This window comes from Rhizobium sp. WSM1274, assembly GCF_025200775.1.
Classification (GTDB): domain Bacteria; phylum Pseudomonadota; class Alphaproteobacteria; order Rhizobiales; family Rhizobiaceae; genus Rhizobium; species Rhizobium leguminosarum_I.
In genome coordinates this window covers 1,611,966-1,624,631 of record NZ_CP104138.1, presented here as the reverse complement: position 1 = coordinate 1,624,631, position 12,666 = coordinate 1,611,966, and the positions used below count along the sequence as shown (strand labels likewise).

Here is a 12,666-nt window from a genome sequence, read left to right as displayed (position 1 = left end):
TCTAATTCTTGTTATCGGTCAATTGGTATTCCGTCACTTCTGACCGGAATACTTTGCCTGGATTTCAGTTGCGACGTTCGACGGGACTGGCGAATAGTGATCGAAGGTCATCGTGTACTGGGCGCGGCCCTGGGACATGGAGCGCAGGTTGTCGACGTACTTGAACATGTTCGCGAGAGGAACGTTCGCATTGATGACAACGGCGATACCGCGGCTTTCCTGGCCCTGGATCTGACCGCGACGGGAGTTCAGGTCGCCGATAACGTCGCCGACATAATCTTCCGGGGTGACGACTTCGACCCTCATCATCGGCTCGAGCAGCTGAGCGCCGGCCTTTTTGGCTGCTTCACGGAAGCAGGCACGCGATGCGATTTCGAAGGCGAGAACCGAAGAGTCGACGTCGTGGAAGGCGCCATCGATGAGGGTTGCCTTGACGCCGAGCATCGGGAAGCCTGCGAGCGGACCCGAAGACAGAACGCTTTCGATGCCCTTCTGAACGCCGGGGATGTATTCCTTCGGAACGGAACCGCCGACGATCTTCGATTCGAACTTGAATTCGTCGCCTTCCGGGTTCGGTTCGAAGACGATCTTGACGCGCGCGAACTGGCCGGTACCACCGGACTGCTTCTTGTGGGTGTAGTCTTCTTCATGCCTCCGGGTGATGGTTTCACGGTAGGCAACCTGCGGCGCGCCGACGGTTGCTTCGACCTTGAATTCACGACGCATGCGGTCGACGATGATGTCGAGATGCAGTTCGCCCATGCCGGCGATGATGGTCTGGCCTGATTCCTGGTCGGTCTTGACACGGAAGGACGGATCTTCAGCAGCCAGGCGGTTGAGCGCAAGGCCCATCTTTTCCTGGTCGCCCTTGGTCTTCGGCTCGATGGCGATCTGGATGACCGGCTCCGGGAATTCCATGCGCTCGAGGATAACCGGCTTCAGCGGATCGCAGAGCGTGTCGCCCGTCGTGGTTTCCTTGAGGCCGGCGAGAGCCACGATGTCGCCTGCGAAGGCTTCTTCGATGTCTTCACGCGAGTTGGAGTGCATCTGCAGCATGCGGCCGACGCGCTCGCGCTTGTCCTTGACCGTGTTGATGACCGACGCGCCCTTTTCGAGCTTGCCGGAGTAGATGCGGGCGAAGGTCAGCGAACCGACGAAGGGGTCGTTCATGATCTTGAAGGCGAGCATGGAAAGCGGCTCGCTGTCGTCGGCATGACGCTCGATTTCGGCTTCCGTCTTGAAGTCGATGCCCTTGATCGCCGGGATGTCCATCGGCGACGGCAGGTAGTCGACGACGGCGTCGAGCAGCGGCTGCACGCCCTTGTTCTTGAAGGCGGTGCCGCAGAACATCGGGTGGAACTTGACGTCGATCGTGCCGCGGCGAACCAGCGCACGGATCTGATCGTTGTCCGGCAGAATGCCTTCGAGGTAAGCTTCGGTGGCGGCTTCGTCGATGTCGACGACCGTCTCGATCAGCTTTTCGCGATATTCCTCAGCCTTGGCCTTCATGTCCTCGGGGATCTCGACGACATCCCACTGGGCGCCGAGCGACTCGTCGCGCCAGATGAGTGCGTTCATCTCGACCAGGTCGATGACGCCCTTGAATTCGGTCTCCGCACCGATCGGCAGCTGCATAACGACAGCCGTTGCACCGAGACGGGTCTTGATCATCTCGACGGAGCGGTAGAAGTCCGCACCGGTCTTGTCCATCTTGTTGCAGAAGATCATCCGCGGGACATTGTACTTCTCGGCCTGACGCCAGACGGTTTCCGTCTGCGGCTCAACACCGGCGTTAGCGTCGAGCAGCGCGATGGCGCCGTCGAGAACGCGCAGCGAACGCTCGACTTCAATGGTGAAGTCGACGTGGCCGGGAGTGTCGATGATGTTGAAGCGGCGCATTTTGCCGTCACGGCCCTTCCAGTAGGTCGTGGTGGCAGCAGAGGTGATCGTGATGCCACGCTCCTGCTCCTGCTCCATCCAGTCCATGGTGGCTGCGCCGTCGTGGACTTCGCCGATCTTGTGCGACTTGCCGGTGTAATAAAGAATACGCTCGGTGGTCGTGGTCTTGCCGGCGTCGATATGCGCCATGATACCGAAATTGCGGTAGTCTTCGATTTTATATTCGCGAGCCATTGTGGACTGCCTTTCGATACCGTTCGGAATTACCAGCGATAGTGCGAGAACGCGCGGTTGGCGTCAGCCATCTTGTGCGTGTCTTCGCGCTTCTTGACGGCGGAGCCGCGGTTGTTGGACGCATCGAGCAGCTCGCCGGAAAGGCGGTCAACCATAGTCGTTTCATTGCGCTTGCGGGCAGCAGCGATCAGCCAGCGAATAGCAAGAGCCTGGCGGCGCTCCGGACGAACATCGACGGGGACCTGATAGGTCGCACCACCGACACGACGCGAGCGAACTTCAACGTGCGGGGCAATGTTCTCAAGTGCAGAATGGAATACCGTGAGCGGCTCCTGCTTGGACTTGCCGTGGACGACGTCGAACGCACCGTAGACGATGTTTTCAGCAACGGACTTCTTGCCGTCGAGCATGATGGCATTCATGAACTTGGTGACGACGAGATCGCCGAACTTCGGGTCCGGATTGATCTCGCGCTTTTCTGCTTTATGACGTCTGGACATACTTTTGTCTCTTCAACCGTTAAGGCGCTTCATGACGCGGAGGACCTCGCGCAGCGCCGGATTATTCAAAACCCGAATTACTTCGGACGCTTCGCGCCGTACTTGGAGCGGCGCTGCTTGCGGTTCTTGACACCCTGGGTATCGAGAACGCCGCGGATGATGTGATAACGGACACCCGGAAGGTCCTTGACGCGGCCGCCACGGATCATGACGACAGAGTGTTCCTGAAGGTTGTGACCTTCGCCGGGGATGTAACCAATGACTTCGAAGCCGTTGGTCAGGCGGATCTTTGCGACCTTACGCAGAGCCGAGTTCGGCTTCTTCGGCGTCGTCGTGTAGACGCGCGTGCAAACGCCGCGCTTCTGCGGGTTCTCCTGGAGTGCGGGAACCTTGTTACGCTTTACGTTCGCCTGGCGAGGCTTGCGGATCAGCTGGTTTACGGTAGGCATTCAACCATCCCTTACGTTTTATCTCAGTACCCTTGCGGGCTTGAACTCGCGCCGTCTCCGGCAGTGACGTACGCTTTCCGTCAATGCGCAAAATATGGCCCGATCCGCTTCCGCAGATGGACCACAAGGAGCAGAGGACGCATAGAACATGCGTCGTGCGTGCAGCATCATGACTTCAACGTGCGTTTAGAACCTTGTTTGAGGTGAACTTCAGGGCGAGTCGCCCCGAACAGCCAAGCCTCACATGGGATCTGATGGCCGGGGTACTACTGGTTTCCACCCGTCTCGTCAAGGCCGGTTAAGAAATAAACTCGCCGTATCGCCTTGATATGCCGGCCGAACGCCCTGTTTCATCCTTCTAGACGAAATCACGGCCGTGCTCGAACATAAAAACTTGGGCATTGCAGCAAAAGCAGTTAAGGAATCAGCAATTGCGACGTTCGGCCCTCACCGCGGGATTCGAGCGACCGAATCGTCAAAGAGCCGAAGGACAGGCGATGATCACGACACCTGATAACGACAATAATTTCGACGGCCCGATGATCTTCATCATCATCGGCAAGGGCTACGAGTCCGACGCCAGCGAAGGTATCGACCTGCACATCATGCTGAAGGCGCCTGACGACGACACTGCCGTACGCGAGGCCTTGAACGCCCTTGCCGAGGAAGGCTTCATCGAGGCCGATCTCGACCAGATCGGCATGCTGACCGAGGTCCCGGCCGAAGAGCCGCACGCCTCTGCCTACCAGGGAGCCGTCGAAGGCGAAGTCGCGATCATCCGGTTCAACTGAAGGGAGCCGCCGCTTACGCAGTCAAGGCAGCATGAGCGAAAGCAGCTTCCCTCCCCGCCCGCCCAATCAGCGCAAACTAAAAATAAAGAAACCGCCCGGATCGCTCCGGGCGGTTTTTCAATTCGTCGACTTCAGCCGCGGATTATTCCGCAGCCGGAGCCTTTTCGGCCATGTCCTGCAGCATCGGCGTGGCGACGGCAGCACCCGTGCCCTTGCGGCGCTCTTCGAGGATCATCTCGTCGCGCGACGTGGCGATGCGGCGGATCTGGGTCATGGTGCCGCCGGTACCGGCCGGGATGAGGCGACCAACGATGACGTTTTCCTTCAGACCCTGCAGGCCGTCGGTCTTGCCGGCGATCGCAGCTTCCGTCAGCACCTTCGTCGTTTCCTGGAAGGACGCGGCCGAGATGAAGGACGGGGTCTGCAGCGACGCCTTGGTGATGCCGAGAAGAACCGGATCGCCATAGGCTGGCTTCTTGCCCTGCTCGATCAGGTGATCGTTGACGTCTTCGAGCTCGATGCGGTCGACATTGTCGCCGACGATATAGGTCGAGTCGCCTGCATCGGTGATTTCCACCTTCTGCAGCATCTGACGGACAATCACCTCGATGTGCTTGTCGTTGATGACGACGCCCTGCAGGCGGTAGACTTCCTGGATCTCGTTGACGAGGTAGGAGGCCAGAGCCTCCACACCCTTGATCGCCAGGATGTCGTGCGGAGCCGGGTTACCGTCGAGGATGTAGTCACCCTTTTCGATATAGTCGCCTTCCTGAAGGTGGAAGGGCTTGCCCTTCGGGATCAGGTATTCGACAGGCTCGACACCGTCTTCCGCCGGCTCGATGATGACGCGACGCTTGTTCTTGTAGTCGCGGCCGAGGCGGATCGTACCATCGATCTCTGCGATGATGGCGTGGTCCTTCGGACGGCGGGCTTCGAACAGCTCGGCAACACGCGGCAGACCGCCGGTGATGTCCTTGGTCTTGGCGCTTTCGAGCGGCGAACGGGCGAGAACGTCACCCTGGGAGACCTTCGTGCCCGGCTCGACCGACAGAATCGCATCGACCGAGAGGAAGAAGCGGGCGTCACCACCACGGGACAGCTTCGCGATATTGCCGCTAGCATCCTTGATGACGATCGCCGGCTTGAGGTCCGAGCCGCGCGGGGTCGAACGCCAATCGATAACCTGACGCTTGGTGATGCCGGTCGATTCGTCGGTCGCTTCCAGAACGGAGAGACCGTCGACCAGATCTTCAAACTGAACGGTACCGGCCACTTCCGTCATCATCGGACGGGTGTAGGGGTCCCACTCTGCCAGGCGCTGGCCGCGCTTGACCTTGTCGCCTTCGTCGACATGCAGTTTCGAACCGTAGGCCACACGCTGCGACGACCGCTCGACACCACGTTCGTCCAGGATCTGGACGGTCATGTTGCGGCCCATGGCAACGAGGTTGCCATCGGAGTTGCGGAGGATGTTGCGGTTCTTAATCTGCACCGTACCTTCGTACGAGGCTTCGAGGAACGACTGGTCGACCACGGTTGCCGTACCGCCAAGGTGGAAGGTACGCATGGTGAGCTGGGTACCCGGCTCGCCGATCGACTGAGCAGCGATGACGCCGACGGCTTCGCCCATATTCACCGGCGTACCGCGCGCGAGGTCGCGACCGTAGCACACCGAGCAGACGCCCGTCTGGATTTCGCAGGTCAGCGCCGAGCGGATGCGGATCGACTGGATGCCGGCCTTCTCGATTTCGACGACGTCGGGCTCGAGAATCATCCTGCCCGCATCGACGATCCGCTCACCCGTGACCGGATGATCGATGTCGTCGAGCGCCGTGCGGCCGAGGATGCGGGCGCCGATCGAGGCAACCACCTGGCCGGCATCGACGATGGCGGTCATGGTGAGGCCCGTCTGCGTTCCGCAATCGACGTGCGTGACGATGCAATCCTGCGCGACGTCGACGAGACGGCGGGTCAGGTAGCCGGAGTTGGCGGTCTTCAGGGCGGTGTCTGCCAGACCCTTGCGGGCGCCGTGGGTCGAGTTGAAATACTCGTTGACGGTCAGGCCTTCCTTGAAGTTCGAGATGATCGGGGTCTCGATGATTTCGCCCGACGGCTTGGCCATGAGGCCACGCATGCCGCCCAGCTGGCGCATCTGGTTCGGAGAACCGCGGGCACCGGAGTGGCTCATCATGTAGATCGAGTTCATCGGCTTCTGGCGACCGGTCTTCTCGTCGAATTCGACCGCCTTAATGCGGGCCATCATCTCTTCGGCGACCTTTTCGGTCGCCTTGCCCCAGGCGTCGACAACCTTGTTGTACTTCTCGCCCTGGGTGATGAGGCCGTCATTGTACTGCTGCTCGTATTCCTTCACCAGGTTTTCGGTGTCGGCAACGATCTTGGCCTTGGCGTCCGGAATGACCATATCGTCCTTGCCGAACGAGATGCCGGCGCGGCAGGCATGGGAAAAGCCGAGCTGCATGATGCGGTCGCAGAAGATGACCGTATCCTTCTGGCCGCAGTGGCGGTAGACCGTGTCGATCATCTTCGAGATGTTCTTCTTGGTCATTTCCTGGTTGCAGATATCGAAGGGCACCTTGCCGTTCTTCGGCAGCAGTTCGCCGATGAGCAGACGGCCAGGCGTCGTCTCGTAGATCTTCGAGTAAGGCTTGCCATCCTCGTCGACCGACTTGAAGCGGCCACGGATCTTGGTGTGCAGCGTCACGACCTTGCTTTCGAGGGCGTGATGCAGCTCGCCGAGATCGGAGAAGGCCATGCCTTCGCCCGGCTCGTTCTGATTGAGGATCGACAGATAGTAGAGGCCGAGAACCATGTCCTGCGAGGGAACGATGATCGGCGCGCCGTTGGCCGGGTGCAGGATGTTGTTGGTCGACATCATCAGCACGCGGGCTTCGAGCTGGGCTTCGAGCGACAGCGGCACGTGAACGGCCATCTGGTCACCGTCGAAGTCGGCGTTGAAGGCCGTGCAGACGAGCGGATGGAGCTGGATCGCCTTGCCTTCGACCAGGATAGGTTCGAAGGCCTGGATGCCCAGGCGGTGCAGCGTCGGTGCGCGGTTCAAGAGAACCGGATGCTCGCGGATGACCTCGTCGAGGATATCCCAGACCTCCGGCTTTTCCTTCTCGACCAGCTTCTTGGCCTGCTTGACGGTCGAGGAGTAACCCTTGGCGTCGAGGCGGGCATAGATGAACGGCTTGAAGAGCTCGAGCGCCATCTTCTTCGGCAGGCCGCACTGGTGCAGCTTCAGTTCCGGACCGGTGACGATGACCGAACGGCCGGAATAATCGACGCGCTTGCCGAGCAGGTTTTGACGGAAGCGGCCCTGCTTGCCCTTCAGCATGTCGGAGAGCGACTTCAGCGGACGCTTGTTGGCGCCGGTGATGACACGGCCGCGACGGCCGTTGTCGAACAGCGCGTCAACGGATTCCTGCAGCATGCGCTTTTCGTTGCGGATGATGATGCCAGGCGCACGAAGCTCGATCAGGCGCTTCAGACGGTTGTTACGGTTGATGACGCGGCGGTAGAGATCGTTCAGATCCGACGTCGCGAAACGGCCGCCGTCGAGCGGAACCAGCGGGCGCAGATCCGGCGGGATGACCGGAACGACCTTCATGATCATCCATTCCGGACGGTTGCCCGACTCCATGAAGTTCTCGACGATCTTCAGGCGCTTCATCAGCTTCTTCTGCTTGAGATCCGACGTGGTGTCGGCAAGCTCTGCGCGCAGGTCGCCAGCGATCTTTTCGAGATTCATCGAGGCCAGCATCTCGTAGATCGCCTCAGCGCCGATCATCGCGGTGAACTGGTCTTCGCCGTATTCGTCGACAGCGAGCATGTACTCTTCTTCCGAGAGGAGCTGGTGCTCCTTCAAGGCGGTCAGGCCCGGCTCGGTGACGATGTAGTTTTCGAAGTAGAGGACGCGCTCGACATCCTTCAGCGTCATGTCGAGCAGCGTCGAAATGCGTGATGGCAGCGACTTCAGGAACCAGATGTGGGCAACGGGAGCTGCGAGCTCGATATGGCCCATGCGCTCACGGCGAACGCGCGACAGCGTGACTTCGACGCCGCACTTTTCGCAGATGATGCCCTTGTACTTCATACGCTTGTACTTGCCGCACAAGCATTCGTAGTCCTTGATCGGCCCGAAGATGCGCGCGCAGAACAGACCGTCGCGTTCCGGCTTGAACGTACGGTAGTTGATGGTTTCCGGCTTCTTGATCTCACCGTAAGACCAGGAGAGGATCTTCTCCGGAGACGCGATCGAAATCCGAATGGAATCGAAATTCTGTGCAGGCACCTGCGGATTGAAAAGATTCATGACCTCTTGGTTCATGCCTGTCTCCTTCATGGGCTAAAGCGCCCTCAAAATGCGATGGTCGGCGGCAAATTCCCGGGAGCCGCCTCCCTCGCTTAAACGAGAATAACCGCTGGATGCGGCGAAACTTCCCTTCCGGGCCGACACGGATACGGCGCCCGGTGGGACCGGCGTGCGCCGCATTGGCAGCGCACGCCCTATCAAGTGCCTACTCGGCCGCGTCGGGCAGCTGAGCTGCCTGCGCCTCGTCAAGCTTGGTGTTCTCGAGCTCGACGCTGAGGCCCAGCGAGCGCATTTCCTTGACGAGAACGTTGAAGCTTTCCGGAATACCGGCTTCGAACGTGTCGTCTCCGCGGACGATGGCTTCGTAGACCTTGGTGCGGCCGGCGACGTCATCCGACTTCACCGTCAGCATTTCCTGCAGCGTGTAGGCCGCGCCGTATGCTTCGAGCGCCCAGACTTCCATTTCGCCGAAGCGCTGGCCGCCGAACTGCGCCTTGCCGCCCAGCGGCTGCTGGGTCACGAGCGAGTAAGGACCGATCGAACGAGCATGGATCTTGTCGTCGACCAGATGGTTGAGCTTCAGCATGTAGATGTAGCCCACCGTCACCTGGCGGTCGAACTGCTCGCCGGTACGGCCGTCATAGAGCGTCGACTGACCGCTATCCTTAAGACCTGCCAAACGCAGCATGTCGTTGACGTCGGCTTCGTTCGCACCGTCGAAAACAGGCGTCGCAATCGAAACGCCGCGCTTCCACTGGTCGGCGAGACGCAGAACCGAGTCGTCGTCGAACTCGTGGACCTGTTCGGCCTTGGGGCCGTCTCCGACAACATCGCCGATGGTCTTGCGCAGCGGCTCGATGTTCCCATTGGCCTTGTATGCGTCGATCAGTTCGCCGATCTGGCGACCCATGCCGGCGCAAGCCCAACCCAGATGGGTTTCCAGGATCTGGCCGACGTTCATACGCGAAGGCACGCCGAGCGGGTTCAGAACGACGTCGACATGCGTGCCGTCTTCGAGGAACGGCATGTCCTCCACCGGCACAATGCGCGAGACGACGCCCTTGTTCCCGTGACGGCCGGCCATCTTGTCGCCAGGCTGGATCTTGCGCTTTACGGCGACGAAGACCTTGACCATCTTCATGACGCCAGGGGGCATTTCATCGCCGCGCTGGACCTTTTCGACCTTGTCCATGAAGCGCTGTTCAAGGCGCGACTTGGATTCGTCGTACTGACCGCGAAGCGCTTCGAGCTCGCTCTGGACCTTTTCGTCTTCGACCGCGAACATCCACCACTGCGAGCGGGGATATTCGGAGACGACGGCGTTCGAAAGCTCGCTGCCCTTCTTGAAGCCCTTCGGGCCAGCAATAGAGGCCTGGCCGCGCAGCATTTCGATCAGACGGCCGTAGACGTTACGGTCGAGGATCGCCTGCTCGTCGTCACGGTCCTTTGCCAGACGCTCGATCTCTTCGCGCTCGATCGCCATCGCGCGCTCGTCCTTTTCAACGCCGTGGCGATTGAAGACGCGAACTTCGACGATGGTGCCGTAGGTGCCGGGCGGCATGCGCATGGAGGTGTCGCGCACGTCGGAGGCCTTTTCGCCGAAGATGGCGCGCAGAAGCTTTTCTTCCGGCGTCATCGGGCTTTCGCCCTTCGGCGTGATCTTGCCAACGAGGATATCGCCCGGCTGAACTTCGGCGCCGATATAGACGATGCCGGCTTCGTCGAGGTTTTTCAGCGCTTCTTCCGAAACGTTCGGAATATCGCGGGTGATTTCCTCAGGACCAAGCTTGGTGTCGCGTGCCATCACTTCGAATTCCTCGATGTGAATGGAGGTGAACACGTCGTCGGCAACGATACGCTCGGAGAGCAGGATCGAGTCTTCGTAATTGTAGCCGTTCCAGGGCATGAACGCGACGAGCGCGTTGCGGCCGAGCGCCAGGTCGCCGAGATCGGTCGATGGGCCGTCGGCGAGGATGTCGCCGCGGTTGACCTCGTCACCGACGGTGACCAGCGGGCGCTGGTTGACGCAGGTGTTCTGGTTCGAACGCTGGAACTTCTGCAGACGGTAGATATCGACGCCGGACTTGCCGGCTTCGAGGTCTTCCGTGGCCCGGATAACGATACGCGTCGCGTCGACCTGGTCGACCACGCCGCCACGGCGGGCGCCGATGGCAGCACCCGAGTCACGGGCGACGACCGGCTCCATGCCGGTCCCGACGAACGGAGCTTCGGCACGCAGCAGCGGCACTGCCTGACGCTGCATGTTCGAGCCCATCAGCGCGCGGTTGGCGTCGTCGTTTTCCAGGAACGGGATGAGCGCGGCTGCGACCGAAACAACCTGCTTCGGCGAGACGTCCATCAGGTTCATGCTGTCGCGCGGAGCGAGCATAACTTCACCGGCATGACGGCAGACGACGAATTCATCGACGAAGGACCCGTCAGCGTTCATCTCGGCGTTGGCCTGGGCGACGTAGTACTTCGCCTCTTCCATGGCGGAGAGGTAGAGCACGTCGCTCGTCACCTTGCCGTCGACGATTCGGCGGTACGGGCTTTCGATGAAGCCGTACTTGTTGACGCGGGCAAAGGTCGCAAGCGAGTTGATCAGACCGATGTTCGGGCCTTCCGGCGTTTCGATCGGGCAAATGCGGCCATAGTGGGTCGGATGCACGTCGCGGACTTCGAAGCCGGCGCGCTCACGGGTCAGACCTCCCGGGCCAAGAGCCGAAAGACGGCGCTTGTGGGTGATTTCCGAGAGCGGGTTGACCTGGTCCATGAACTGCGAGAGCTGCGAGGAACCGAAGAATTCGCGCACGGCGGCGGCTGCCGGCTTGGCGTTGATCAGATCCTGCGGCATGACCGTGTCGATCTCGATCGAGGACATACGTTCCTTGATCGCGCGCTCCATACGCAGCAGGCCGAGACGGTACTGGTTTTCCATCAGCTCGCCGACCGAACGGACGCGGCGGTTGCCGAGGTTGTCGATGTCGTCGATCTCACCCTTGCCATCGCGCAGTTCGACCAGCATCCTGACCACGGCCAGGATGTCGTCCTTGCGCAGGATGCGGACGGTGTCTTCGACGGTCAGGTCGAGGCGCATGTTCATCTTGACGCGGCCGACGGCGGAGAGGTCGTAACGCTCCGCATCGAAGAACAGCGAGTTGAACATGGCTTCCGCCGATTCCATGGTCGGCGGCTCACCCGGACGCATGACGCGGTAGATGTCGAACAGAGCGTCCTGACGGTTCTCGTTCTTGTCGGCTGTCAGTGTGTTGCGGATATAGGCGCCGACATTGATGTGGTCGATGCCGAGAACCGGGATCTCGTCGAAGCCGTTCGCCAGGATGATGCCAAGCGTCTTCTCGTCGATTTCGTCGCCAGCCTCGAGGTAGATTTCACCCGTCGAGTAGTTGACGATGTCACCGGCAAGGTAGTTGCCGTAAAGATCGTCGTCGGCGGCCTTGAGTGCCTTCAGGCCCTTGTCGGAAAGCTGGCGCAGCAGGCGCGGGGTCAGCTTCTTGCCGGCTTCCACGACGACTTCGCCGGTATCGGCGTCGACCATCTCGGTGATCGCCTTGGCACCCTTCAGCGTTTCCGGCTTGAAGGGAATACGCCAGCCTTCGCCGTCGCGCTTGTAGAGCGACTTCGTGTAGAAAGTGTCGAGGATTTCCTCGCCGTCCATGCCGAGCGCCATCAGCAGCGACGTCACAGGGATCTTGCGGCGGCGGTCGATACGGGCGTAGACGATGTCCTTGGCGTCGAATTCGATATCGAGCCAGGAACCGCGATAAGGGATGACGCGCGCAGCAAAGAGCAGCTTGCCGGACGAATGGCTCTTGCCCTTGTCGTGGTCGAAGAAGACACCCGGCGAACGGTGCATCTGAGAGACGATGACGCGCTCGGTACCGTTGACGATGAACGTGCCGTTGTTGGTCATGAGCGGCATGTCGCCCATGTAGACGGACTGTTCCTTGATGTCCTTGATCGACTTCGCGCCGGTATCCTCGTCGATATCGAACACGATGAGGCGCAGCGTCACCTTCAGCGGCGCCGCATAGGTCAGGTCGCGCTGACGGCATTCGTCAACGTCGAACTTCGGCGGTTCGAATTCGTAGGACACGAATTCCAGCATCGATGCGCCGGAGAAATCGGTGATCGGGAAAACCGACTTGAAGACGGCCTGAAGACCCTCATCGGGCCGGCCGCCCTTCGGCTCTTCAACCATCAGAAACTGGTCGTAGGACGCCTTCTGAACCTCGATGAGGTTCGGCATTTCTGCGACTTCGGGGATCTTACCAAAAAACTTGCGTACGCGCCTGCGACCGTTGAACGAAAGGGTCTGAGCCATCGTCGCTCCTTCAAAATCTTGCACCCGGGCCTGCAACGGACGGGAACCGATGGCCAGTCGATCCCGTCAATCAATGAGTAGTTCAATCTCGTCCGACCCCGGAAAACGCTCA

Annotated in this window: 6 protein-coding genes; 1 reads left to right on the top strand and 5 read right to left on the bottom strand. The window is 60.3% G+C overall.

All coding sequences use genetic code 11. From position 1 onward, the window contains the following. Positions 1-33: 33 nt before the first annotated feature. The 3 genes from fusA to rpsL all read right to left on the bottom strand — a co-directional run bounded on the left by fusA (position 34) and on the right by rpsL (position 3,082). Positions 34-2,133 (bottom strand): elongation factor G, encoded by a 2,100-nt coding sequence (gene fusA / locus N2600_RS08185; RefSeq protein WP_017963905.1) that lies wholly within the window; start codon positions 2,131-2,133, stop codon positions 34-36. 29 nt (positions 2,134-2,162) lie between these two features. Then, the gene (gene rpsG, locus N2600_RS08180; protein ID WP_003547538.1) at positions 2,163-2,633 is read right to left on the bottom strand and encodes a 30S ribosomal protein S7; all 471 of its coding nucleotides are present in this window, start codon (positions 2,631-2,633) and stop codon (positions 2,163-2,165) included. 77 nt (positions 2,634-2,710) lie between these two features. After that, on the bottom strand, positions 2,711-3,082 hold the full coding sequence (gene rpsL, locus N2600_RS08175) for a 30S ribosomal protein S12 (protein ID WP_003547537.1): 372 nt from the start codon (positions 3,080-3,082) through the stop codon (positions 2,711-2,713). 497 nt (positions 3,083-3,579) lie between these two features. Here rpsL and N2600_RS08170 point away from each other — a divergent pair, with 497 nt between their 5' ends. Continuing rightward, on the top strand, positions 3,580-3,873 hold the full coding sequence (locus N2600_RS08170; RefSeq protein ID WP_003547528.1) for a hypothetical protein: 294 nt from the start codon (positions 3,580-3,582) through the stop codon (positions 3,871-3,873). 142 nt (positions 3,874-4,015) lie between these two features. Here N2600_RS08170 and rpoC read toward each other — a convergent pair whose 3' ends face one another. Then, on the bottom strand, positions 4,016-8,224 hold the full coding sequence (gene rpoC / locus N2600_RS08165; protein ID WP_017963904.1) for a DNA-directed RNA polymerase subunit beta': 4,209 nt from the start codon (positions 8,222-8,224) through the stop codon (positions 4,016-4,018). Between the two features lie 190 nt (positions 8,225-8,414). Continuing rightward, positions 8,415-12,554, bottom strand: coding sequence for a DNA-directed RNA polymerase subunit beta (rpoB, locus tag N2600_RS08160; protein WP_170278542.1), 4,140 nt, complete (start codon positions 12,552-12,554; stop codon positions 8,415-8,417). Positions 12,555-12,666 lie beyond the last annotated feature (112 nt).